At 66.6% G+C, this 24,437-nt stretch carries 16 protein-coding genes and 3 pseudogenes; 10 read left to right on the top strand and 9 right to left on the bottom strand.

Annotation, left to right across the window (positions count from 1 at the left end):
- Nucleotides 1–102: 102 nt before the first annotated feature.
- Nucleotides 103–4,098, bottom strand: coding sequence for a hypothetical protein (locus OG900_10250; protein ID WUH90443.1), 3,996 nt, complete (start codon nt 4,096–4,098; stop codon nt 103–105).
- Nucleotides 4,099–4,139: 41 nt separating this feature from the next.
- Between OG900_10250 and OG900_10245 the strand changes: the two genes are divergently transcribed.
- Complete coding sequence (locus tag OG900_10245; GenBank protein WUH90442.1) at nt 4,140–5,342, top strand: hypothetical protein; 1,203 nt, start codon at nt 4,140–4,142, stop codon at nt 5,340–5,342.
- Between the two features lie 286 nt (nt 5,343–5,628).
- Here the strand turns inward: OG900_10245 and OG900_10240 are convergent, their stop codons facing one another.
- Together OG900_10240 and OG900_10235 are read right to left on the bottom strand one after the other, a co-directional pair.
- On the bottom strand, nt 5,629–7,020 hold the full coding sequence (locus tag OG900_10240) for an ATP-binding protein (protein WUH90441.1): 1,392 nt from the start codon (nt 7,018–7,020) through the stop codon (nt 5,629–5,631).
- Nucleotides 7,021–7,298: 278 nt separating this feature from the next.
- Nucleotides 7,299–8,786, bottom strand: a complete 1,488-nt coding sequence (locus tag OG900_10235) for a hypothetical protein (protein ID WUH90440.1) — start codon at nt 8,784–8,786, stop codon at nt 7,299–7,301.
- 481 nt (nt 8,787–9,267) lie between these two features.
- On the opposite strand from OG900_10235, the gene OG900_10230 reads away from it, so the two are divergent.
- The 5 genes from OG900_10230 to OG900_10210 all read left to right on the top strand — a co-directional run bounded on the left by OG900_10230 (nt 9,268) and on the right by OG900_10210 (nt 13,869).
- Nucleotides 9,268–9,849, top strand: coding sequence for a DUF4238 domain-containing protein (locus OG900_10230; protein ID WUH90439.1), 582 nt, complete (start codon nt 9,268–9,270; stop codon nt 9,847–9,849).
- Nucleotides 9,850–10,015: 166 nt separating this feature from the next.
- Nucleotides 10,016–10,357: a DUF4238 domain-containing protein gene (locus tag OG900_10225; GenBank protein ID WUH90438.1), complete on the top strand. Its 342-nt coding sequence runs from the start codon at nt 10,016–10,018 to the stop codon at nt 10,355–10,357.
- Between the two features lie 314 nt (nt 10,358–10,671).
- The gene (locus tag OG900_10220) at nt 10,672–11,319 is read left to right on the top strand and encodes a hypothetical protein (protein WUH90437.1); all 648 of its coding nucleotides are present in this window, start codon (nt 10,672–10,674) and stop codon (nt 11,317–11,319) included.
- Between the two features lie 27 nt (nt 11,320–11,346).
- Nucleotides 11,347–12,498: an XRE family transcriptional regulator gene (locus OG900_10215; GenBank protein WUH90436.1), complete on the top strand. Its 1,152-nt coding sequence runs from the start codon at nt 11,347–11,349 to the stop codon at nt 12,496–12,498.
- A 51-nt stretch (nt 12,499–12,549) separates the two neighbouring features.
- Nucleotides 12,550–13,869: a hypothetical protein gene (locus OG900_10210; GenBank protein WUH90435.1), complete on the top strand. Its 1,320-nt coding sequence runs from the start codon at nt 12,550–12,552 to the stop codon at nt 13,867–13,869.
- Between the two features lie 302 nt (nt 13,870–14,171).
- Here the strand turns inward: OG900_10210 and OG900_10205 are convergent, their stop codons facing one another.
- Together OG900_10205 and OG900_10200 are read right to left on the bottom strand one after the other, a co-directional pair.
- On the bottom strand, nt 14,172–14,375 hold the full coding sequence (locus OG900_10205) for a hypothetical protein (GenBank protein WUH90434.1): 204 nt from the start codon (nt 14,373–14,375) through the stop codon (nt 14,172–14,174).
- A 1,458-nt stretch (nt 14,376–15,833) separates the two neighbouring features.
- Nucleotides 15,834–16,115 (bottom strand): annotated as a pseudogene (locus OG900_10200) (hypothetical protein).
- 675 nt (nt 16,116–16,790) lie between these two features.
- Here OG900_10200 and OG900_10195 point away from each other — a divergent pair.
- Both OG900_10195 and OG900_10190 read left to right on the top strand, forming a co-directional pair.
- Nucleotides 16,791–17,369, top strand: a complete 579-nt coding sequence (locus OG900_10195; GenBank protein WUH90433.1) for a Uma2 family endonuclease — start codon at nt 16,791–16,793, stop codon at nt 17,367–17,369.
- On the top strand, nt 17,366–17,563 hold the full coding sequence (locus OG900_10190; protein ID WUH90432.1) for a helix-turn-helix transcriptional regulator: 198 nt from the start codon (nt 17,366–17,368) through the stop codon (nt 17,561–17,563). Before OG900_10195 ends, OG900_10190 begins: the two co-directional genes overlap by 4 nt.
- A gap of 264 nt (nt 17,564–17,827) precedes the next feature.
- Here the strand turns inward: OG900_10190 and OG900_10185 are convergent, their stop codons facing one another.
- The 3 genes from OG900_10185 to OG900_10175 all read right to left on the bottom strand — a co-directional run bounded on the left by OG900_10185 (nt 17,828) and on the right by OG900_10175 (nt 21,385).
- Nucleotides 17,828–18,484: an integrase core domain-containing protein gene (locus OG900_10185; protein ID WUH90431.1), complete on the bottom strand. Its 657-nt coding sequence runs from the start codon at nt 18,482–18,484 to the stop codon at nt 17,828–17,830.
- Nucleotides 18,481–19,566, bottom strand: coding sequence for an integrase core domain-containing protein (locus OG900_10180; protein ID WUH90430.1), 1,086 nt, complete (start codon nt 19,564–19,566; stop codon nt 18,481–18,483). The genes OG900_10185 and OG900_10180 overlap by 4 nt, the downstream gene beginning before the upstream one ends.
- Nucleotides 19,567–19,714: 148 nt before the next feature.
- The gene (locus tag OG900_10175) at nt 19,715–21,385 is read right to left on the bottom strand and encodes a VCBS repeat-containing protein (protein WUH90429.1); all 1,671 of its coding nucleotides are present in this window, start codon (nt 21,383–21,385) and stop codon (nt 19,715–19,717) included.
- Nucleotides 21,386–21,813: 428 nt separating this feature from the next.
- Between OG900_10175 and OG900_10170 the strand changes: the two genes are divergently transcribed.
- Complete coding sequence (locus tag OG900_10170; protein WUH90428.1) at nt 21,814–22,092, top strand: hypothetical protein; 279 nt, start codon at nt 21,814–21,816, stop codon at nt 22,090–22,092.
- Here OG900_10170 and OG900_10165 read toward each other — a convergent pair.
- Nucleotides 21,994–22,860, bottom strand: a pseudogene (locus OG900_10165) (IS630 family transposase). The gene OG900_10170 and the pseudogene OG900_10165 sit on opposite strands and share 99 nt — an antisense overlap.
- A 1,259-nt stretch (nt 22,861–24,119) precedes the next feature.
- Between OG900_10165 and OG900_10160 the strand changes: the two are divergent.
- Nucleotides 24,120–24,434: pseudogene (locus OG900_10160) on the top strand (tryptophan 2-C-methyltransferase).
- Nucleotides 24,435–24,437 lie beyond the last annotated feature (3 nt).

Raw genomic sequence — 24,437 nt, 5'->3', positions numbered from 1 at the left:
GTAGACGCTGCTGCTGCGCACCATCTGTGGCTAGTAGCTGCCCTCCAGCCGCTCGGCACCTTGACCTCGACCGGACGACATCCGTGTCCCGGAGTCACTGGATTATTGGGATTCGGTGAGCAAGCGGATCGCGGTTTCGGGGTCTAGGTCTCGTTGAAGGCTGATGGTGGTGAGGCCCTCGAGGTTCTGAGCGTCGGGGGTGGTCGTGCCGGTGACGTGGAGGGCGAGGTTGGCGGCGAGAGGTGGTTGTTCCGGGTTGTGCTCTGGATGGCCGGGGTCTTCAGCGGCCACGCGGTTGTGGAGCGCGGTGAGGAATTCGGTGATCGTGGAGATCACGATGTCGGAGGGCTGCACGTTTGTGATGGTGTCGAGGGCTCGGCGGTAGCGTTCCGTCTCTTCTATGATGTCGGCCAAAGTTTCGGGCGTCGTGCCTTGTCGGGCGCGAAGGGCTGTGAATCCGGAGAGAGCCTGCAGCGCTTGGTGGGCGGCCGTAGCATTGTCGGTCAGCGGGGTGGCGTGAGCTGGGAGGAAGCGGTCGGCCCACGTGTCGTAGAGTTCGACGCCGGGCCACGGGTCTGTTTGGACGTTGAGTGCAAGCTGCCTGATGGGGCATCCGGCGATTAACGGGATGACCAGCACCGGTGGGCGTGCTCCCCGTGGTCCCGGGACTTGCTCGAGTAGCTCTACCACGGTGGGGAGAGCCTGCCCCCATTCGGTCACGTCGCCGATCTGGATGCCGATCGCTGTCTCGACGGCAGGCCAGTTGACCGCCGAGGCGTCGGCCAGCGGGCGCATGAGTACGCGCAGGGACAGGCCGGCTGTTTCGGCCGCGGCAAGGAGACCCGCGCGGAACTGTGAGGCTCTCCTTGCCGCGTCTGAGCGGGCACGTGTGGCGAGCCCAGCGAGGACGTCGCCGTGGGGTCTGGATCGGGCGGCAGCGCTGATGGTGGCGGACTGGAGGTCGCCCCAGGCTAGTTCCGCGAGCACAGCATGAAGATCGCTCAGTATCTGGTCGATGCGGTTGAGGCCGACGGGTGGTACTTCCAGTCCGACCAGCTCCCACCGTTCGGACTTCCTGACCTGCTGGACGAGGTTGCGCAGGGTGTCGCCGGTATAGGCGGCAAGAGAGGTCCAGTGTGGTTCGGGGTCCACCAGTCGGCCGGTGAGGTTAGCGGTGATCCCTTGGGCGAGGAAGCTGAGGTGGTCGTGCGGGGTTGCTTCGACGGCATCGTCTACGGGTTTGGCTAGCAGTTGTGCGCGGTTCACCGGCAGCGTCAGTGCTGTGCTGCGCTCGTAGAGCACGCCGCGTTGTGTCTCCAGCGTGGCTGCGGCTTCCGGCTCGCCCTGGTGCAGGCACCAGGTCTGGGTCAGGTCGTCGAGGTACTGGCATAGGTCGGAGACCATGGCGACGGCGGTGTGCGTACGCATCGTCGCGTCGGTGCTGTCAGGGGTGGTCATCGCGACCTGGGCTTGCAATCGGTTCCAGGTGACGACGGAGGGGAGGTAGTCGTAGCGGCGTTGTAGCTGGCTTACGCCGCCGAGGTAGTCTCCGATCTGCAAGGGCACGTCGCCGGGCATAACCGCTTGGACGTCGACCCGGTCGCAGACCGGCAGGCAGCGGAGCAGGACGCGGCCGAAGTGTCGGACGGCTTCCTCAAGGTGGGGTTGGGCACGGTCCGAGACATGGAGCAGCCGGGCGCGGGCAATGTGGAAGCCGTCCTGTTCCACCACTTCTAGTTCGACGAGCCAGCGTGAGTACGCGCGGAGTCTGGCGAGCATCGACTCGGTGCCACCGGCCAGGGTGACCAACTGCTGCGCAAGTCCGAGGGACACGCCTCTCGCGGCACCGATGATGTCGCCGACCACGTCTACAGGCTCCTGGGACAGCAGCAGAGCCAGGGGGGACGGCGGGAGAGCGGACCTGAGGTGCGCGGCGAGGTCCAGGCTGCTGCCCTCAAGCGCTGTCAGCAACGCCTGCGCAGCGCGGGCGTTGCTGCACTCGTTCAGACTCTGGGCCAGGGCGGTGGCGCCGACTTGTGCGAGGAGGCCGTCGCGCAGCGGGGACCGCTTGTCGACGGTAGGCCGGATCTCCTCGATGGCCGAGGCGATCTCCGGCCGCACGTCGGGCAGCGAGCTGTCCAGGAGCGAGAGCTGTAGGGCGGTCTGCTGGTGCGCGGCCCGCACGTGGTGCCTGCGCAGCACCGCGTTGAGCTGCTCGGCACGTCGCTGCAGGTCCACCAGCCGCAGGGCTTGCAGGATGGCGGTGGGCGTCGTCAGGCCCGGTCTGCGTCCGATTTCGGTGACGAGCCCGGCTAGGATCCTCCCGTCCAGGTCCGGGCGTTCAGCCAGTGCCCCTGCGGTGAAGGGCCGCAGGTGTGTGCTGTCGAGGGTTTCCAGGACAGCCGCCAGGGTCTCGTCCAGGCTCGGCGGCGGGGACGCGTGGACCGCATCAGCCAGGGCTCGGGAGCGTAGTTGGTGCAGCCCGGTCAGCTCCTGCCCCTGGATGTGGATCAGGTGCTCGTCGCCCAAGCGGGCCAGGGCGATGCGGAAGGCCCCATCGCTGGCTCCGAGCTGCGCTTGCACTGTGCGCAGCGGCAGTGCTGCTCCCCACTGGTGGGCCAGGGCGACACGGGCGATGATCTGCAGTTCGGTTTCACGGTCCTCCGCGATGCGGCGTTTGACCTGTTCGGTGACGACTGCGCTCAGGCGGCGCCCGCGGGTCAGCAGGTGGGTGTATTCCAGGGTGAGGCCGTTCGCCTGCTCGAACGCTGCTCGCCAGTGGGGCACGGTGGTGGCACCGGTGCCGAGGAGCTTGGTGTGGATCTCCTGGGCAACGGCTTCGTTCAGGGCGACCTCGACCACGGTGCAGTTGGGCAGGGTCCGCAGCGGTGGAAGGTCTTCGGTGCGGGCGGAGCCCAGCAGGTGTACCCCTGGGAGGGGCGCGAGTTCACGCTGCAGCAGGTCCCATGCATCCGCCGAGCCCACCCCGACGCCGTCCACGGCGAATCCGACCGGCGAGCGCGTGGAGGCGCCACTGGCCCGGGCGAGCCGTACCAGGGCGTCGACGTCCGCCTCGCGCAGCCTCCGGACCCGGTACCAGAGGATGTGCCGGGCAGAGTAGGCCGCGGCCCACATCACCATGGACTTCCCCACCCCCGAGGGGCCGGTGACCAGCACGGGCTCGGCGCGTTCCAGGGCGTCGACCACCTGCCCGCTCTCCACGGGCCGAGGTGCCGGCAAGCCGGCCGCGATGTGGCCCGGCTGGACTTCCGTGCCTTCGAAGAAGCCGGGCACGACCAGGGGCTCGTCGAAGTCGACGGGCTCGCACAGCCCCACCGACAACGCCTCCTGCAATGAGGCACGGTCCACCAGCGCTGCCACACGCGTCGCGATGCGCTCGATATCGGTGCGGTCCAGCCCTACCCGGCTGTTCAGGTCGGGTGTCGCGTTCGTATCGGCGTGCCCGGCGATGGCGTCCCGCAGGGCCAGGACCACGGGCTCGGCCGCCAGGGGAAGCAGGCCGTGTTTGTCGGCGACTGCCTGCCCGGTCTGCTCTGCGGCCTCCCTCCAGGGGAGGACGTACACACTGGCCAGAGTGCATAGTTCGCTGATCTTGCGCTGGCTGATCTTTCGTTCCCTGGCGGTGGTGTGGACGGCCACCCGCAAGGGGTGTGTCCGCGGCAGCTCAGCAAGAGCCTGCCCCCAGACCGAGAGCCTCTCCCCGGCCACAGAGCTCTCCAGTACCAGCACCATCCGGCCTGCGAGTCCTGCTTTCATCCGCTTGTCGTGCTGCGCTGCCATCTTCAGCAAGTACCGGGCGACGTCCCCCGGGGGGAAGTCGCCGACCCGGGCCTGACGTGACTTGACCTGCACGTGCCAATTGTCTGAGCCTTCGCAGGAGAGGTCCTCCCAGCCCTCGGGCACGATGCGCTCCACCGCGAGGTCGCCGGACATCACCCGCCCGCACAGCCAAGCGCCGACGACATCCTGGTAGTGGAACCCGCGTCCCGCCCGTGCACCGGAACGCGACTCGGCCCACAGGTGCCGGCGCTCGGTGGCCTGTGTGCGCCGTGAACCGCCCCTGTTTTTGCCCGCCATGCCATGAGAATGGCACCTCGTCGAACCTAAAATGGTGGATTATGCACATGAACATCGTCCCGGAGCGCCCGTCGGTCGGCACAAAGGCCAGGGTGTGGGGCACCCTAGGTGGCACTGTCGCACCAAGCGGCGCTGATGTACTGGCGACCTCAGTGAACGTCATGTTCGATGTGACCGGGGACACTCGGGCGGTCCCGCTGCCCAACCTTGAGGTTCCTCGCGTCCACCGGCCGCTGCAATGGATCCCTCTGGCAGCGGATCAGGCCGTCGGCGACCCTGGATTTCACTTTCCGGTGGTCCACAACGGTATGGACTACCTGCTCAGCGTCCTGGAGTTCCTCGACGAACCCACCGCCCGCGACGTGAAGTACGCGGTGCTGCACCTGCAGGCAGGCACCGAGGTTCTCCTCAAATGGCCCCTTGCCCGGTGTGACTGGCAACTCGTTGTCGAACCCGACCGTGATGGCGAGATATGCGACGAGGCTCACTTCCACCGCGGCGCCTTCCGCAGCATCGGTATCGCAGCCACGCGCAAGCTACTCAAGGAAGAGCTCGGTGTCGCCATCTCGAACCGGGACTTTCGCGCCATCAACGCCCTGGCCGAGTACCGCAACCGGCTGCAGCACTTCGGCATGGCCGGCCCGGCCGCTGCACCGGTGGCGGCGGTGGAGGCGCGCGCGGTCAAGGTCCTGGACTTCCTGCTCGACTTCATCCACAACCATCTGCGGCCCCACCTGGATGCCGAGGACACCGAGCACGTCGACGAGCAGATGGAACTCGTGCGAGCCGGACTGAACCGGGTGAAAGCACTGGTCGAACCGCGGATGGAGCGCGTGAGGAGCGATCTCGCAGACCAGGCAGACTGGACAATGGAATGTCCGGAGTGCGGCCAGTTCGCGCTGGTGGTCGACTCAGACCAGGCAAAGGTCGACTGTCGGTTCTGCCATGGAGCCTGGAGTTCCCAGGAAGCGGCGGACGCGTATGTCAACGCGGTCTTGAAAACCTCGACGCATGAGTCTGTCACAGACGGTGGCATGCCACCGGTCGTCCCCTGCATCGAGTGCGCAAGGGAGACCCTGATCCCCCGGGCCTCAGTCGCAGGTGATCCCAACGGCGTCACGGCCCGCTGCTTCACCTGCGACCTGATCGCCGACCTGGTCCTGTGCGACACCTGCGGCGTATGGATGTACGAGGACGAGACCGGGATGTGTGAAGACTGCATCTCCTGGCGGCTGCGAGACTAGCCTGCCCCGCACGCCCGGATGCAACCTGCTTGTCCAATTACGCCCGGAGAGGCGTTACGAAGGCTCACTGGCAAGCATCCATCGGCCGTTTCCCCGTCATGGAACAGCGCCAGCACGGGTGTGCCCAGGAGCGGCTCGATGAGGGATGTCTCGGTGGAGTTTCGTGTGGTGGAGGCGCAGATTGCCAACGTGCTGACTGGCCTCACCAGGTCCGCTCGGGGCGCGGCACTCACTGGTGGGTCGCGACTGGTGCGTCGCGTGAAACGAAAACAACGCTGTTTGGTGATCAGTTGGCTGTGACGCCGACTTGGCGCGCCCAGATGGTGATGTACGCACGATCTGCTTCGGCCCACGCTGATGTGTTGAGAGTGCCGTCGCGGGTGATTTGGGGCGCTTCTGCGAGGCCGTAGTGCTGGAAGAGGTCTCCGACCAACAGGGATGCGGCTTGGACGAGGCTGGCGCCGCTGTCGGCGAGGCCGTCCAGAAGGACGTAGCCGTGACCAGAAGCGGTCCGTTGGGCGGTGGTACTCACACGGAGAGGGGGCCGCTGTGCTGGAACCTGCTGTTGGTGGGCGAGGTGAACGGCCTGCCAGTAGGGGGCGTTGGGCAGTGCCATGACTGAGCGGGTGCGGGTACGGCTGAGCAGCCGTACCCGGACGGCGGCGGTCCCACTGGCTCCTGTGCGGGTGACAGCGTGGTGTGCAAGATGCCGCAGGGCGGACATGACCAACGTGACGATCTCGTCGGTATCGACGCCGGTACTCCATGGGTTGCTCTGGTTGGTCTCCAGCTCCCATGCGGACAAAGTAACGGCCCAGGCTCCCGAACCGTCGCCGTGGAGTTCTGCGACGTAGCTCGCGTGCTGTTCTTGGTCGAGGAGGATGACGCGGCGGGGCCCGACTTGGGTTCGGGTGAATGTCTGCGTGGTCCGTCCGAGCAGGGGAACGGCACGCAGTTCCTGTTCGGTGACGCGCAGAACGGCCCTGCTGTCAATCGTCATGTCACCAGGGATGTCCGGTACGAGTGCCACGGTCAGCAGTGCCGCCGACTGCTCTCGGGTGTATAGATCGTCAGAAAGCCGGTCTGCGGTGTCCTCGGCGTCTTGGCCGACGCGCGTGATGAGGTCGCCGCGTTCGGCCAGTTGCTGGAAGCGTCGGCGGTAGGCGGTCGCGACTTCTGTCTCGCTAAGCCAACGGGTGGTGTCGCCGTCGCGCCGGGGGTAGGCCAGGCGGTGGTCTTGGTTGTGCTCGACGATGGCGTGGGGTGCATCCAGACTCCGTGGTACGGCGATGAGGAGGATGCCTTCGTTGGATCCGGGCGCGTTCTCCTTGGCGATCAGCTCGATCCGGGGCGCCGGGCGGACGTTGGAAGCCACGATGGAGCGAATTTGGCGCAGACGGGTGTCGGTCAGCTCAACCGGTACTACAGCGCTGGGGATGCGCGATTTGCGGTCGTCGGCGAGTCCGAGGACGAGAACACCGCCGGAGGTGTTTGCCAGCGCGGCCACGTCTTTTGCGAGTTCGGCCTTCTTCTCTGCCTCGTAGTGGCTGGCCTTATAGTCGAGGTCCTCGTCCTCGCAGGCGTCGGCGTTTCCGACCAGGGCTGCGAGCTGCGCGTAGGGGATCTGGTCGAGAGGACCGCCGAAGAGTGTCTCGATGCGGTGAAAGCGAGCGGGCACAGCGCCAATGTAGCTTGCTGCTGTCCCGCCCGCTGAGCTTTCGAGCCCTGGCCGGATTTCCGTGCCCTGACCGGGCAGCTCGGCCGACTGATGTCAGGTGGCTCTGCCCGCTGCGAAACCGGACGGGTACTGAGGGGGCGGGTCCGAGTCGGTGAGTAGTGATCGGGTCGGACACCAGCTAGAGCTTCTGTCACCTTGCACGGTCAGCCGCGGCGAGACGCCCGTCCCATCCGTCGGGTCGACGCGCATTAGTAGTGGAGCCCCGGCCTCCACGAATTCTACTCAGGCGAATCCATCTCGTTTTTGGCATGCAGGAACTTCTTGAATTGGAAGCTTGCCCAGTTGACGCGAGGGCGCCCCAGAACAGATCGTTGAGCCTCTGCGCCGATACCCAATTCAGACATCAATACGAGACAGAGAAGCGCGTAGGTTACTTCCAGGAGCCAGAAGGCCGGTGTAGCTTCAGGGTCTCTCGATGAGCGTTCATTCGCGTGCGCGAGATCGTTTCTGGCGTTCTTCAGCATGCTGGCCCAGCGAGATCTGTCCGTAAGAAGTCGATCGACCGCTTCGGCATCTGGGATTGATGCCAGTTCGAGTACGCGATCGTTGTAGGTGGGATTGTTGCGGAGCCCGTTTTTAACGAATTCTTTGATTTCGTCAGGCTCGTCCTCAAGTGCGTCAAGTAGTTTTCGCTTGAGCTTCCTATACTCGATTTTAGGCATCGGCGTACTCGCCGAGCACAATCCAGTATGGACGCTCTCGGCCGCCGAAGCCACGCCGAGTAGGCGTGTACCCACATATCCGATTCCAATATACCGGAGCCCGAAGAGGATCTCACAGCCCGTGCGGACGCGGTCCTTCAGGTCGAGCCACTTCGGAACTATATCGGGAAAGTCCATTTCGGCCAGAGTGAACACAAACAGGCGATGCGAGCTCTCGCTCTTGTCTTCGCCAGTTGTAGTGCGGTAGATCTGGCGTCCCATCACCTCAACCTCATTTTCGCCGCGCCGGGACCCAGGGTGCGTCTCAGATGTCTCGTACATGAGGGAACGCGAAAGTGCGCCGCACGGGGCGTAAGCACTGAGAGACAAGAGGTCTTGCAAGTCCTTCGCGACCCTGTCGAAGGCGTCGTAGGCCACTGGCGCTGGCAATTCAAACTTCAGCGTTGCCCATTCGACACTCTCCAGGAAGCGCCGGTTCGATACAGGTCTATTCTTGAGGCTGAAATCACTTCTCCGCACTCGTAGGCCGATCTTCATATCCCCAAATACAGCCGTGCGTTCCAGCTCCTCGTGGGTGCTGGCTCTCCGCTCCCCCCCGACCTTTCCAGGTTCCATGACATGGGTGAGGTCGAGAGCGGATGTGTTCGACCACTGGAGCAGCCCTTCGAGTTGTAGATACCCATGGGTGAAAACCTGCTCGCCCAGGCTCTGGAGATGTATGCCACGCAACGCACGGTTTGCGCTCCAGTCCTGCTCGACAATTTCACCATCGAAAAACCCGAGCCCGCTGGTATGAGTGTCTATGTTTCCCAAAAGGGTGAAACGCTCGTTTCCGGAAACCCCATGAATAATCGGGATTTCTCGCGATTCAATGCTTACTGAGTAGCCGTTCCCATCGGGTCGGGGCGTTCGCACCTCGGTGTTGAAGCCGCCGATGAGTTCCAGCCGCAAGCGTCCATCCTCGGCGTAGCGCAGCGTGCCGGGACACGCCGTGTCGTGTTCCCCAGCCGGCCACCACGTTCCGCGCCAACTCTGGTCAGTCACAAAGGCATGGTAGTACGACGTGTGCGCCGGGCTTCGGCGATTTCTACGGTGCAGAGCAAGCTCGTCGCCTTCGCCGTGGCAGGCACTTCCGCCGCTCCGGGCTGATGACGATCTCCTGCTCCTGTTTGTCGTCCTGGTCTTCTTTGGCTACCTCGGCGACGTCGCCAGACGCTTGACAGCACCCCAGCGGCCGCCTGGTCCGGCGGCAGGGCTTGCCCGCGCGTACGGCGCGGGCCGGTTGGACTGGTCCGGCCAGGGCCATGGAGGGCGGAGACGGATGCTGGCGGCTACCGCGATCCTGCCGCTCAGGTTGCGGCACGGAGTACTCCAGCGGTCCGGACGGGCCTCGCCAGGCGGAAAGCGACGGGTGCCAGGCGGCGGGCCAGACGGAGTGCCCGACCGCCCGCTGCGGTCCGGTGAGTGAGCGCGGTTCGTTGAAACCCTTGGCGAGCCGCTGGGCAGTCGGAGCAGAATCATGCGCGTGGCAACAGCTCAGCAGACCTCACGGCAGCACCTCGTATCCCAGGTGATACTCAAGGAATTCACCGTGCCGAACGGCAGCAGCGGTCGGCAGCTGCGACCCTTCGACCTGGATCACCCGGAGCGGCACCACAAGCTGAAGACGACATCGAGCTGCGGCTGGGCCAAGGACTTCGTGGCCTTCGATTCCGTATCTGCGGAGCAGCTGTGGGGCCGTATAGAAGCGCGCGTCCCCGCCGCCCTCGACGCGGTCCGCAGAGGGACTCCGTTCGCAGGCTCCGCTCACGCCGACGTGCTCCGCGACCTGATCGTGCTCCACTACGTCCGCTCGTATCAGTACCGGAAGGTGCACGATGCGGCATACGAGCAGGCGCGGGCGTACCTGAGCGTCAAGCTCGCAAGGAGCTTCCGGGAGCCACTGGCACGCGAAGCGTTCCGGGAGACCGGCCTGCACATCACAGGACGGAGCGCCCTGGCCGACTACGCCTACCGGTACATCGAGCGCTCCGAAATAGCCCAAGACCAGAAGAGCGGGAAGCTGTTCCGCACCAGTATCGAGAACATGCTAAGGGCTGTCCCGTAATCCGCGGTGGACCAGCGCGCGGCGTCAGATGCGGTACATCGCAAGGCGAAGGGTCGCCCTCATACCGGGTCGTATTCGGGCGAGCCCGACAACGCAGCGAGGTGCCGTAGCTGTCGTCGCGCGCCCGCCGGGGATTACGGGACAGCCCTTAGGCAGGGTGCAGAAGATGGCTTCGACATGGCGGGTGGAAATTCTCACCCCCGCATCGGGCCAGTTCCTGATCGGCGACAACCCTGGCTTGACTGTCCGTCGCGACGCGGCCGACCAATGGGAGCACGGGATGGCCTTCGGCGACGCGATGTCCATGGTGCTGCCCGTTGGCCCGCGCTGCCTTCTGGCGCTGGGCCCGCAGAACCTGACCGGCATCCTGACCGCGGACGCCGTCAAGGACTTCAACGTTCGACAGATTCTCGCGGCCGAGCGTTACGTATACATGCACCCCAACAGCGGTCTGGAAGGCTTCGCCGCCCAGGCCGCGCAACAGCGACCAACCCGCCCTGCCCGGTAGTGGGCAAGGCCAGTCGGCGCCCGTCTCCCGGTCAGCGCGGGCCCGACGCCGCCCACGCGAGGGTGACGTTCACATCGGATTGGAGGCCGCCCTGACCAAGAAAGTCGACGCGGCCGAACAAGAAGGCCGTGCCCTGCGCGAGCTCTGACGAGTCTTGCGGCCGAGCACCATGTCCAGTAGTTCGTCTACGGCAGGTGCAGTGAGAGACGGCAGGTGGTCAAGCGTGTACATCTGACCTGCTCTGCTTCTTGATTTTCCCCCTCGTTTGAGGGAGAGTTTCCGGAACTGGACTGATGTGCTGAAGGGTGGCCGCCGTGAATGTCGTGCATGCCGAGGGTGCCCGGGCACGTAACCGGCTCGCGGAGCTGGGGCTGTCTGCGGACGGGATCGAGCGGGCTCTTCGGCGGGCCGAGGCGGAGCGCAATTTCTGCACCCCGCTGGATCCGGTGTCCCTGCCGGGCAACATCTTCTGGGGCCGCACTGTCAGGTTCCTGCGGGAGCAGTACATCCCCATGGGCTGGAGCAGCGCGAGCCCGAGTAACGTCCCGCTGCTCATCGCGCCGTCCGGCGAGTTCGCGGTCACCGCGTCCAGCGGCAGCGTGGAGACGGGCTACGCGGCTCTGAAGCCGTCGACGAGGTATCCCAAGGGGACCGCGGTGGCCCAGCGTGTGCAGACCAACCGCCAGCTCCTGCTGTTCTCCGACGCCCAGGCCGAGCCGCAGGAACAGGAGACGGGGGACGGGATCCCCACCTGGTTCCTGCTCTACCAGCACAGCAAGACCGAGAACGGCATTCGGCTGCATGCCGAGCTGTCGCTCCCCAACGACACCGGAAGCCGTGGGAAGATCGACACCTGGCACGAGCGGATCATCCTGCCCTGGATCGACTTCGAAGGCTTCACGGCCTTCGACGACGGTGAGGGCGACGGTGGTATCGACATCCCCGTTGAGCGCCTGAGCTGACCGCTTCTCTCGTTACGGCACCCACTGATGACCACTGCATCCCGTCTCGTACTGGCACGCCGCCGCCGCGGTCTGACCGTCACCCGCCTCGCCCAGCACACAGGCCTTACGGCACGACGCCTGTCGGACTTCGAAAGCGGAAGGGCCAACCCAAGCCCGCCCTCCCTGACTGCTCTCGCGGCGGCGCTGGAGTTCCCCGAGTCGTTCTTCAGCGCCGGCGAGGTCGCCGACCTGACGGCGGACTCGGTGAGTTTCCGGGCGCTGAGCAAGATGACCGCATCCCAGCGGGACATCGCGCTCAGCTCCGGCCGGCTCGCCCGGGAACTGCAGGACTGGATCGCAGACCGGTTCCGCCTGCCTCCCCCCGAAATCCCGTCCTTGACATCCTTCAGCAGGCTCGACGCCGACGGCGAACAGGTCCCGTCCACCGGTGAGTCGGCAGGAGAAAGCTGCCCGGCAGAAGACGCAGCGGAACTGGTGCGGGCACGTTGGGGACTGGGATACGCCCCGATTCCTCACCTCACCCACCTGCTGGAGGCTCACGGTACGAGAGTGTTCTCGCTGTCGGGCGACTGCCCGGAGGTCGACGCGTTCTCGTTCTGGGACCGCGGACTCCCCTTCGTGCTGCTGAATCTCGGCAAAACCGCCGAACGCGGTCGCTTTGACGCCGCCCACGAGCTGGGACACCTCGTCCTGCACGGTGAGGAGCAGATGCCGCACGGACCGTTGGCCGAAGCCGAGGCGCACCGCTTCGCAGCCGCGTTCCTGATGCCGAGAGCGGACGTTCTGGCGCATGCACCGCAAGGCGCCACCACAGACTGGATCCTGCAGGCCAAACGCCGGTGGAAGGTAGCGGCCATGGCGCTGGCCCACCGGCTGCACGAACTCGCCCTGACCACGGAATGGCAGTACCGGACCCACTGCGTGGACCTTGGCCGGCTTGGCTACCGGAAGGACGAACCGCGCAGCCCTCTGACCCGTGAGACATCGCAAGTGCTCGGCAAGGTGTTCACCGCCCTGCGCCGAGAGGGCATCCGCCCGGCCGATGTGGCCCGTGACCTTCATCTGAGGCCGGCCGATCTCAACGACCTCATCTTCGGACTGGTCGTCACCTCCCAGGAGGGAGGCGGCCGTGGCGGCTCCCACAACGCTCCGCCGAGCCTTTCCCTGGTGCGGTAACGCTAACTGAGTCTGCCGCGTCCGCGACCCGCCATCCATATGAGGACGCCCGTGAGCAACGACCTTCCCGCACCCGAAATGCGCGCCTCAGCCTGGCGAGCGTGCGGTCCCAAGGCGAAGTCGCCTGATGAGAAGGACGCCTACCTGGCGCACCTGCGAGCCGCCGTTCCCGGCGCGGGTGGCGGTGCCACGCTGATGGAAGCAGTTCCCTGGGGATATGGCCTCTCGTCGACCGACCCGGGTTTCACCGCGACGTTGTGGATACGTTCGGGTGGCGAGACCTTCAACCCGGACCGGGAGTTGCGGTACGCCCTCGCCGGCGACCCGGCGGCCATCAACACCGAACGGGAGCGGTGGAAGGCGGCCGTCGAAGAGGCGGACCGCACCTTCGCTGCGGATCCCGGCGAGAAGAGGACATGGTCCGCAGTCATCGGCCCCGCACCTGAATACGGATCCGGCGCTCCGCGGGGCCAGATATGGCCGATCCGCCTCGACACCCCCCTCGTCGTCGCATCGATGACTGTGGAGTCCGTCGACCAGTGGATCACCCAGCAATACCCTCGGCCCTCGGACCGCTCCAGCTACTACCCCGTCGGGTTCTGGCCGCTTTCGGTCACAGGCACTTGCTGGGCCCACTCCACGCCAGGGGCCCAGGACATCGCCGCCAGCGACCTCGACCGCCTATGCCGCCTTCTCACGCTGGCGACCGGAATCTGGTGGACGCACTGGATCTGGCCCACCGTCGACCGACCGCAGAACCCGGGGGAGCGCGTCGTCGATCCAGTCGCCGACTGGATCGCGGAAATGAGATACCACGCCCTTCCCGGTGTTCCCATTCCCGAGCCTGTGCCCCTAGACGTCCCGCAATGGGTAACCGATGCGTGGTCGCGGCTCGAATCGTCTGCCTCATCCGGCGCGCTGGAGGCGTACGGCTCCGCCGTCGCCGACATCGTCGAAGGCAGACCCTCCGCCGCAGGGGCCCAGCTCATGGCCGTCCTGGAACGCCTCACCCGAATGGGCCGTGACACGAACGAAGCCCGAAAAGAGGCCATCACGATGGTCGCCCGCTACCTCTATGGCCCCACACCCACCGCCGAGGACGACAAGCGCGCCAAATATCTGGTCATGTACGAGGAGCGGTCCAGGACCGTCCACGGAGGCAGCCGCCACGGAAGCGAACCCCGACTCAACATGCCGATGCGCGTCGTGTCCATCGACCGAGATCCGAAGGACACCTACGAGAAGAAGGTGGCGCTGCTGCTCAACGTCTGCCGTGCTCTCCTTATCACCAACCTCGGTGGTATCGCCCCGTCCCCCAAGTCGGTCAAACGGGATATCGCGCACTTCGAAGAGGGTGTCCTGTGGCTCTGATCGCCCTTATGGGAGCAGACGGACCTTCGCGTCGGCCGAGACGCGCGGGTGGGCTTGCGGCCTGCTGAGGGGGCGCGCGATCCTGCAGACGTACACGCCGATCGCGGCATGTCAGTGATCCGGGCCTCCAATGCGCCCACCGCGTGTGCACAGCCTCCTCCTCTTGGACCGCCATCCGGGGAAGGGCCATGTGCAAGTCGGAGCGGGGTTCTTAAGACGACGGCCGAGACCGCTAGGGCGACGCTCCTGTGGGCCTGAAAGAGCGCCCCCCAGTGGAAAGACACCACGAGGGGGCGTTTGATTCACAGGAGGCCGAGCGCCGACAGGGTGGTGAGACTCAGGCCCATGGAGACGGAGAACGCTCCGCCGCCGTAGAGCACCGCCTGGGCAAGAGACGGACGCGTGGTGTACGACAGGATGCCCGCGAACGTGCCCACGATGACCGAAGCCAGGGCACAGACAAGGACGAGCAGCAGCTTGATCCGGAACGACTGGGACGGGTCCAAGGGTCCGATTACCTCTCTGGCGATCGGACCCTGGGTGCACAGACCTCAGCCCGACCACCACGTTCTTACGTGTGGTCTTGCTGAGGCCCTCCCGACGAAAGGTCTCAAGGGGGTGCCGTGCCAAGGCTGCTCGGCGGTCCTCGCTTCTTGGTAAGTCCGCGTTTCTGCACATACAGCAGGACGTTCATCTGCTCAAAAACCCGAGGCGTCGGAACCCGGGTCGCCAACACGTTTCGTTGTCCCAACTCTACCCATAAGAGGGGCTGTTCGCTCTGTGTCGAGGCGCCGGACGAGCCAACCCTGTGGCCATGGCGATGCTGCCGTGCCCCCTACAACTTCGGACAGTGCTCCGACGCAATGCGAACCCGGGCATGATGAAGGAGGTCTTCAGCCCGCAATTGGCTGATGGACCAGACCATGCAGCCGGTGCCCGTAACCGGCGCCGTGCCACGAGTGCGTCGCACATCGTGGCTGATCGCTGGGGCCCGCCGTGCGCCCAGGTCACCGTTTCTCGGGAGCCCGTGTGCTGGAGGCAAGGGTCGCGCCGACGGCGGAGATCAGCGCGAGGAGGGCAAGGAGCTGGGGGTAGCGGCGCCGAGGGGGCCTGCGATGGCGGTTCCGGTGACGGGAGTGAGGGCGCCGGCGAGGGTGACGGGGGCGGCGAGCAGGCCGGACAGGCGGCCGTAGTGACCAGGCCGTGGCGGGCGGACAGGATCCGGATCAGGGTCTGGTCGGTCAGGGTGTCGGCGGCGAGTCGCAGGGAGCGGTGCCAGGGGCCGGTGTAGAGCTGGCCGGCGGGGATGACGTCCCGGTAGCCGAACTTCTCCCATGACGGCTCGGCCTTTCTCGACCCGCAGGCGATGATCACGATCCGGCGCCGTGAACAGGGGATATTGCCGCGCTGACGAGCGTACTCGCGGCCGGCCGGCGTCAGGTAGAGGGACCGGCCGGACTGCTCATAACTGCCGTGGACGACCCCATGCTCGCAGGGCCGTATATCGGCATAGCCGGCGGCGTGGACGGCTGCCAATGTGCGCTGGTTGAAGAAGCCGCGTACGTGGTCGTCGATGCCCGGTACCAGGTGGTCGGGGCGTCGGGCAGCGGCGAGGACCGCGTCGTGCTGCCGGGCGGGGAGCCTGGGCAGTACGCCGGGTGCGGGCGTCAGCGCGGGCGGACCGTAGTCGGCCTTCCACTGGTCGTACGCGGCTCGGCCGGCGTCCGTGATCTGATGTGCGCCGCTGCCGGGTTGGCGGTCGGTGATCAGGCCGCCGGCGTGGAGCCGGGCCAGGGCGGCGGGGTGTCCGGTGACGGTGCCATTGCCGTCGTCGGCAAGGATACGGGCCCCGGTGGGGGTGAGCGGGTACAGATGATGCCTTTCTCGGCTGCTGCGCTGGCCCTTCTGGCGGGGTGCGATCAGCGGGTGGCGCGGACGGGTGTGGTGGGCCGTGTGACGGGGTTTCAGCGTGTTCTGCGGATGGCGTCGGTGGCGGCCTTGGCGATGGCGGCGGGGGTACTGGCGGGCCGGGGCAGGTGCAGCAGGGTGGTTCCCGGCAGGTGGAGGGACCTGGCGGTGAGGGTGAGCTGGAGTACGGCGCAGCCGTCTGTGGTGAGGCGTTTGATGCGGGTGAGGGCCCCGGCGGTTTCGTCGTCGGTGTACTGGGCGTCGGTGACGATCACCAGGAGGCGGCCGGTGCCGGGGCGGCTGAGGTCGAGGCCGTGGTCGAGTGCGTCGATGGCGTCTGTGGGTGCCGATAATTCGTCCGCGCAGGTCAGCAGCCTGCGGGCTGGTGACCTGGGTGCTGAGCAGATGGCATTGTTGAACGTGTTCAGCTATCAAGTTATGGATTGCTGAACGCGTTCCATTCTTGCCCTCTTTGTGCACCCATGCAGGTCGTTCGTAGGCCGCTGATCTGCGCGGATGAGTTATCGGCACTCGCAGGGCCAAAGTCCAGGTCTGATCCCGCCATCCGTGCGCCACCGGGCCCTTGTCCAGCTCCTTCTCCAGCACAGCGAACAGCGCGTCGCTCAGCTTGGGCAGCGACGCCGACCCTGTCGAACGCAGCCCAGGCCGGCCCGCCTCCTGGCAGGCCCGCGGCCACAGTTGAACCGAGCGCACGCTGCCCCGTACCTCCCTGGCGACTTCTGCAGTGGAGGCTCCCGCGGCGAACCGCTCGGCGGCCTCCAACCGAATCCGCTCACGAAACGCCTGCCGCTCGGGCGTCAGCCCACCACCTTGCGGATACCTCATACAGACGGCATACCGCGACAATCACACACTGTCAGCCTGCCCCCAACGACGTCCCAGCTACAAGCTCAGTAGAGGGGGACGGCGCCGGGCTCTTCGGCGGCGGACTGTCACAGGCCGTTTTGCCTCGCTCCCTCGGCTATGACAGATATGACATGTATGGTGGGAGTGTGACGACACGCGAAGAGGTCTACCGGCAACTGCGCGAGTATGCAGCGCACCTCACGCCTCCGCCGCCGTTCTCCGACCGGTTCGAGATCAGCGGCAACACCATCGTCATGATGATGAGCCCCGCGGGCCGGCATGAACGCGCCGCCTGGATGCTGGCCCACCAGCTCCAGCCGCAGCTCCCCGACGGCGTCATCGCCCACACCGGCGGAGATGTGGAGAACGCCGCCCTGGGTATCCTGCGGCGCCCGGATCTGGTCGTGCTGCCCTTTGCCGCGACGGACACCGACGACGCTTTCCCGGCCGAGGCGGTCGAGATCGCGGTGGAGATCGTCTCCCCGTCGAATCCTGAGAACGACTACGAGGGCAAGATCCGCGACTACCCTGCGATGGGCATCCCTCATTACCTGATCATCGACCCCCGCAACGGGACCGCGCACCACCACTGGAGTGTGGTCACCAAGCACGGGAACCCCGCCTACGACAATCACGTCGCTTACGTCTTCGGGGACACGATCCCCGTGGGGGGCTTGATCATCGAGACAGCCGAGCTTCCCCGTTACGGCGGCGCAGGCGCGTGACCCCGGGCGAACTGGTCCGCCGCCGTCGTGAAGAGCTGGGCTGGTCGCAGTCCCGACTCGCCCAGGCCGCGGGCACCGGGCAGGCATTGATCTCCCGCATCGAGCAGGGCCGGGTCAGCCCGACCGTCCAGATGCTGACCCGACTGGCCGATGCGATGCACGCGCACCTCAGCCTTTCCTTCTCTCCCCGCTGAACACCGCACATGCTGTCGTGTCGGTCGCGTTTCTGTACCGTGAGGCGGGCGATCTTCGCTGGGTCGACGAAAGGCGGCGGCAACCGGTGCAGAGGCCTCGCGTCGGCGATGCTCGGGGTCGGGCGGTGCCCGTCGTAGAACTGTTCGCACTCGCGCAGGACATTAAGCGGGGTGGCGGTGATTCCAGATGTGGTTCCGGTCTGGTTGTTGGCTGTGGGGCTCAAATATAGGATTCGGCCGCTGATCTGCGGGTTTGTCGTATCGTCAGCTGGCGATCTGGTATTCGTTGATGAGTCCGCCGAGGACTGCTGTGCGGTGGACTTGGTGCTCGGCGAGGTCGATGGGGCGTGGTGGTCTGGTTTCGGCTTGTGATGGGCAGAGCTGGCTCAGGGCGCGGTGGGGCCGGTGCTCGTTGTAGTGCTCCAGGTAGCTGGTGAGGGTTCGGCGCAGGTGCCGTTCGTTGAGGATGAGCGTTTGGTCGAGGAGTTCGCGGCGTAGGGTGCCGATGAACCGTTCGCAGTGTGCGTTCGCTTTCGGGGTCTGGGGCGGGCTTTTCAGGACGCGCAGGCCGGCGTCGGTGAGGACGGCGTCGAAGGCGTCGGTGAACTGGCTGCCGCGGTCGCGGATCAGGAACTTCCGGTTCGGGGTGTCCATGGTGTCCATGAGAAAGTTGCGGGCAGCCTGGGTTGTCCATGGGCCGGTGGGGTTGGCGGTGACGCCGAGCAGGTGGGCACGGCGGTTGCGGTGTTCGAGCAGGACCAGGGCGTAGATGCGCGTGAGGTTGATGGTGTCGACGTGCAGGAAGTCGACGGAGACAATGTGCTCGGCCTGGGCTGTGAGGAACTGTTTCCAGGTCGGTCCGGTGCGACGCGGGGCGGGATCGATGCCTGTGGGGCTCGAAAAGTCATCGCTGCAGCTCAAGCCACGTACTGGTACTGGTTGATGACTCCGCCGAGGATGCGCGTCCGTAGGAGCTTGCCCGGCGTACCCACGGACCGGTCCGGCTGCTGGTGCGCGGCTTCGGGTGGCCGTTGGTCTCGTGATCGGTGCGGTCGGTGGGCGTTGTAGTGGTGCTGGTACTCGGCAAGTACGCGTCGGGCGTGGGCCTCGTTCATGACCAGAACGTGGTCGAGCACCTCTCGGCGGATTATGCCGATGACGCGCTCGCAATGGGCGTTCATCCGCGGCGCTCGGGGTGTGCTGAGCAGCACGTCGATGCCTTCGGCCTCGAAGACGGCGTCGGAGGGTTCGGTGTACTTGCTGTCGCGATCGCGCAGCACGAATCGGACCGACCCAACACGGGTGCCGAGGTCGGCGGTGAGGTTGCGGGCCTGCTGGACCGCCCACTTGGCGGTCGGGTGCGCGGTCACGCCGGTGATGTGCAGCTTGCGCGTGCCGTGTTCCAGGAACGCCAGCGCATACAGCCGCTTGCCGGTGATCGTGTCGATGTGGAAGAAGTCCGCCGCGACGATCCCCTCGGCCTGGACGGTCAGGAATTCCCGCCGGCTCGGGCCGGTGCGACGCGGGGCCGGGTCGACGCCAGCCGCGTGCAGGATCTGCCAGACCGTGGACGGCGCGATCGAATGCCCCAACCTGGCCAGTTCACCCTGGATCCGCCGGTGACCCCACCGCGGGTTCTCCTGCGCCAGACGCAGCACCAGCTTCTTGAGCGCGGCCGCCGTCGGTGGGCGGCCGGTGCGCCGACGTCGGTCGGAGTAGTCCCACCGTTTCGCGATCAGCCTGCGGTGCCAGGCCAACAGCGTCCCCGGGGTGACCGGGAACACCCGCCCCCAGTCGCACCGCGGTATCAGCGACGACAGCGCGGCCAGCCAGAACCGGTCCGCGGGCTCGTAACGGACCGGACCAGCGAGTTGCCGTCGCAGCACCGCGTTCTCATGCCGCAGCACCAGCAGTTCGGCGTCCTTGGCCGTGTTGCGGCGCAGCAGGACGCCCGGCACGGATAGCAACGCACGGGTGATCCGATACACCGTCGAGATGATCACCCGCGTAGCATCCCAGCCGCCAGCGAACGCCTCTCACGCGGGCCCCACCTGCAGCGATGACTTTACGAGCCCCACAGGGACCTGTGTGACGAGGGCGCTGAGGCCGTGATGCTTGTTCAGCGCCTTCGTCACAGCGGTGCCAGATTGGTCAGAGGATCGTGTTGTAGGTGTTCATGCCGCCGCCGCTGACGGTGCGGTTGGCGTAGGGGGAGTTGGGGTTGCCGGTGCCGCGGTAGTACCAGAATTTGCCGGTGGAGTCGCGGGCGACGAGGTCTTGGTGGTTCTTGCCGGTCATGTCGCCGATGCCGACGATGCTGGTGTAGCCCTGCCAGCCGCCGCCGATGCGGACGCGGTTGGCGTAGGGGGCGGCGGGGTTGCCGGTGCCGGGGTAGTACCAGAGGACGCCTGCGGTGTCGCGGGCGAGCAGGTCGGGGTGGCCGTCGCCGGTGATGTCGCCGGCGACGATGAGCAGGTTGTAGAGGTTCCACCCCGCGACGATGCGGTTGCGGTTGGCCAGGGGCGCGGTGGGGTTGCCGGTGCCGCGGTAGAGCCACAGCACGCCGGCGGTGTCGCGGGCGACGAGGTCGGGGTGGCCGTCGCCGGTGATGTCGCCGGCTCCGAGGATCTGGTTGTAGATGTTCCAGCCGCCGCCGATGCGGGTGCGGGCGGCGAAGGGGGCCTTGTTGTTGCCGGTGCCGCGGTGGTACCAGAGCACCCCGGCGCTGTCGCGGGCGACGACGTCGCCGGTGCCGTTGGACTTGAGCGGGCCCAGCGCGGTGATGATGTTGTAGACGCCCCAGCCGCTGCCGACGCGGGTTCGCGGGTCGAAGGTGCCGGGTCGGGAGGCTGCGGTGGTTGCCTGGTGTTGCCACAGGACGCCTGCGCTGTCGCGGCCGTAGAGGGCGGCGCGCCGGTCGGCGGGGATCGAGTCGGCGGTCAGGTCCAGGACGGTGAGGGACTCGGCGTAGGGCCTGCCGTCACCACCGATGGTTTGGACGTGGACCGGCAGGTGGCCCGCGGGCAGGCCCCAGGCTGCTGTGACCTGCACGAACTCCGTGCCCGCTCCGTTCGCGATCCAGTGCCTGAGCGGGAACTGCATGCTCAATGACCCGTCGGGGTCCTGTGTCCAGGCCTTGGACACGTAGGAGGTCGCGTTGGGCGAGTAGCCGACGTGGAGACCGGCGGCCAGCTCCTCCACGGTGTAGCCCGAGGCGGCGATTGTGCCGGCGTGCAGCGTCAGGCGGGTCTGCGTCCCGCCCGCTGCCTGGAGGCCGTCCTGTGTCTGCACCATGGCCGTCGCCGCCCGAGTGCTTCCCGTGGCGATCGTGGGTTGTGACCCCGCCGGAATCTGGGTTCCGTCCGGCGCGAGCCACGTCGCCGACACCGCCGGCTCGCTGACGACGATCTCGCCGTTGGCGTAGGGTCCGCTGTGCGCGATCAACGAGCCGTCCGAGCCGTTCAGCACGTTCGCGCTCACGCGGATGGGGTTCGAGATCGGGGCCTCGGCCGAGACGTGCAGATGCGTCGTTCCCGCCTGCAGCGGCGCGCCGGGCGTGCCGTTGTGGTCGCTGTCCGCTTCACCGACGGTAAGAGTCGGGTTCTCACCGGGACTGATGGCGATGGGCAGGACGGTGCCCGCATCGTCGGTGATCCGCAGGTGGTTGACACCGGTGCCCGAGAGCTCCAGGCGTATGTACGCGTCAGCGGCCGTCGGCTCGGCCACCGTCAGATCGAGATTCCCCGGGCCCCCGTAGAGGTCGATGCGCGTGTCGCTGACGGAGATGCCTGGCTCGGGGGACGGTGTGTCCGCCGCAGCCAATGACGGAACGCTCACAGCCGTACCCGCGGCCAGTACCACAGCGGCCGCAGCCGCAACGCGAGAAGAAGAAACGTGCTTCACGTGCGCAGTCCTCAGAACAGTGGGGCGGGAACGTGTAGTGCCCACCCGGAATGATATGAGCAGACCGGAGAATTTCCATCGCCCCGCCGGAGGACTCAGTGCGCCGATAGACCGAGCGGCCGTGCTTCATCAGCGGCCCGGAGGTCGACCGGCAGCAACGCCAGCGGACCTGTCCCCTGTGCCGCCCTGCCGGCCGCCCGGCCCGGGTTCCAGCGCGGCCAGAGCAGTCGGCGCGGACGCCGACCGGACCCGTGTCGAAGACCGCGGCCGGCAGGCCGGGCCAGGCGAGTGCCCCCAGTGCTCTGACCGGGAACGTGCACCGGTTAGGCCGGGGGTAGCCTGCGCCCGTGAAGGTCTACCCCCTCTGGCACATCAGCCATCAGAACGAAGCCGGCCCCAACGACGAGACGATTCACCTGGACGATGGGGGCGTGTTCATCGACGAGCAGGACGGTGACGACGTCAAGCTGCTTGGCATCTACTCCTCTGAGGCCGCGGCGGAAAAGCGGATGCGCCGCGCGCGTCATCTACCGGGCTTCGTCGATGAGCCAGACTGTTTCCAGATCGGAGAGTATGACCTCGATGAGGACCACTGGACCGAGGGCTTCGTCCGCGAGCAGGTCTAGGTCGTCGGGCGAGCGAGCCTGTAGGGGCGGGCCATTCACGCCGCATCGCTGAGCGTTTTCTCCCCAGCGAAGGCCCTTTTCGCTGCGGACGCGGGCACGCTCTTTCCACTGGGCAGCGAGGATGTCGGGGTGGCGGGCGTTCTTGTTGCGCCATCGCAGGTAGGCGTGCAGGGCCTGGGTCTGGACGGTGTGGTTGCGGTGGTTCGAGTTGGCGACGGTGAACTGCCGAAGCGGTCCGAAGTGGGCCTCGATCGGGTTGGCCCAGGACGCGTAGGTCGGCGTGAAGCACAGCTCGACCCGGTTCTTCCTGGCCCAGCGCCGGATGATCTCGCCCTTGTGGGCGGACAGGTTGTCCAGGATGACGTAGATCGGGGCGCCGTCCGGGCGGGCCGCGCGGATCGACCTGAGGGCGGCCCTGGTGTTCGCGGCACCCTTCGTGCGGCGGTTGACGCCTCACAAGGTGTCGTCGCCGATCGAATAGCAGCCGTGGAAGTACCGGACTCCGTGAGTGCGGTGGTAGGTCGCGGGATGCCGCTCCGGGTGACCGGCCAGAGCCCAACCTGAGTCGGCGGTGGGGTGGATGCCGAGGGGGCCGGACTCGTCGAACGCGAACACGCGGTCCGGGAAGCGGTCCAGGAAGTGCTTGATCCGGTCAAGCGTGGTGTCGCGCTCGGGGTCCGGTGACTCCTTCCAGGTCTTGGTGCGCTGGAAGGTGATGCTGCGGCGGGCGAGCAGGCACCGTAACGCCTCGCGACCGATCTGGATCACGCATCGAGGGTTGCGCAGCGAAGAGAGAGCGCCCCTCGGCGATGGCACCGCCGCTTCGCCGGTGAGGGGGAGATTCCGGCGGACCAAGTGGGTGCCCTGCGGGGGGGGGCAAGCCTGCGCCCGGGTCGCGACGATGAGCCATACGACAATCGGCGTAGAACCTCACGGATATGACGAAAGCGCCCAGTCGCCCCTGCCGATGCGGACCGCTGCCTGGATCCACCGCAGTCAGCCGACGGGAACTCCACGCGCGGGAGACTCAGGTGATGGGACAGCCGAAGGAGTTCAACGAATGGCGACAGCTGGTGGCTTCGACAGGCTGGTTCCGGCAGCCACCGCGCCGGGGCAGCTACTGTCGGACCTTCTGGACAGCGAGATCGATCCTGGCCGCCGTAGTGGTTACCTGCCGCGGCCTCCCGAGCCCGAGCTTGAGGCGCACTTCGAGGTCTGCAGGTGTGGCTTCCCGACTTCGGTGTCACACGCCGACTCCGCGGCCTGGGACTTCGCGCCCTCCGCGCATCGTGTCCCTCTGACCGTTCCGCGTTCGTGTGTCCCTTTCCCAGCGCATGGCCGGTGACAGCGTCACCCAAGCTTGGAGCGGAGCAGTCCCCGCCCTGTACAGGGCTTCCGCGTCGCGGCGAAACGGACGACAAGCGCACTCGCGTCTCCTCCACCACCCCAGAGGTGGAATGCGCTGGTAGGTGGCGAAGCGTCATCGGTACAGTCGGCCTGTGTGCAGATACGCCTTCGCCCACTACAAGCTGCACTACGCCTGCGTCTCGTGCCGAATCAGCTTCAAGCGACATCCTCGCGATGGCGGACACTCGTGCCCCCGCTGCTCAGGCCCGTTGCTATGCGCCGGCCACGACTTCGCGCCACCCCGCCGCAGTAATCGGAAGGCATGGTCGGTCGTCGCGGCAGTTCTCAACGCCGGGCTACGCTACGACGGCTTCGAACCGTGTGGTTGCGGACGGGATCCGAAGTTCCGCCCCCGGACCCGCGCCCAGCTCCGCGCCCGCCGCATCATCGCTGCCCGGACTGGTACCCCGCTCGAGGAGTTGCTCGGCCGGGCCGACCCCCTGGAAACCCTCTGAGCCAGGCAGTGCCGGGCAATCCAGCTCCCGAACGCGCAAGTTACGGGCACCTCAGTCGGTATCGGCCGCAGCCAGCACGAGCAGTCGCCGGCGGTCTGAAGTGAGAACGGCCAGACGATCTACCGTTCCTGAAATCTGTCCCAAGGGCCAATCACGGGAGACGGCGACGAGCACGGCGACTTCCGGCTCGTCTGCTACTTCTCCTCCGACCCGGCCGCCGCACCCGGCGACCCGACCGCGCTCTGGAGCCCCTCGGTGGACCTGCTGTGGGACCTGGTCGACCCGGTCGACCACCACCGGGTGATGCTCCCGACGCTGGGCGGCGCCAGCGAGAACGACAACTACGCCGACAACCCCTTCCTCACCAGCCTGGCCGGCCTCGGCTACACCGGCGCCTTCTGGTCCCACTGGCGGGAGCGCGAGGAGATCATGCGCCAGGTGAAGGACGGCGGAGCAGCCTCAAGGGTCCTTACGGAGTGATGC

Source organism: Streptomyces sp. NBC_00433, from assembly GCA_036015235.1.
Classification (GTDB): domain Bacteria; phylum Actinomycetota; class Actinomycetes; order Streptomycetales; family Streptomycetaceae; genus Actinacidiphila.
The sequence above is the reverse complement of the archived record's forward strand: the minus strand, read 5'-3'. Positions and strand labels throughout refer to the sequence as shown.

Excerpts from the sequence above, each read along its gene's own strand:
- OG900_10250 (WUH90443.1), bottom strand. The coding sequence starts at position 4,098 with ATGGCGGGCAAAAACAGGGGCGGTTCACGGCGCACACAGGCCACCGAG.
- OG900_10245 (WUH90442.1), top strand. The coding sequence starts at position 4,140 with ATGCACATGAACATCGTCCCGGAGCGCCCGTCGGTCGGCACAAAGGCC.
- OG900_10225 (WUH90438.1), top strand. The coding sequence starts at position 10,016 with ATGGCTTCGACATGGCGGGTGGAAATTCTCACCCCCGCATCGGGCCAG.
- OG900_10215 (WUH90436.1), top strand. The coding sequence starts at position 11,347 with ATGACCACTGCATCCCGTCTCGTACTGGCACGCCGCCGCCGCGGTCTG.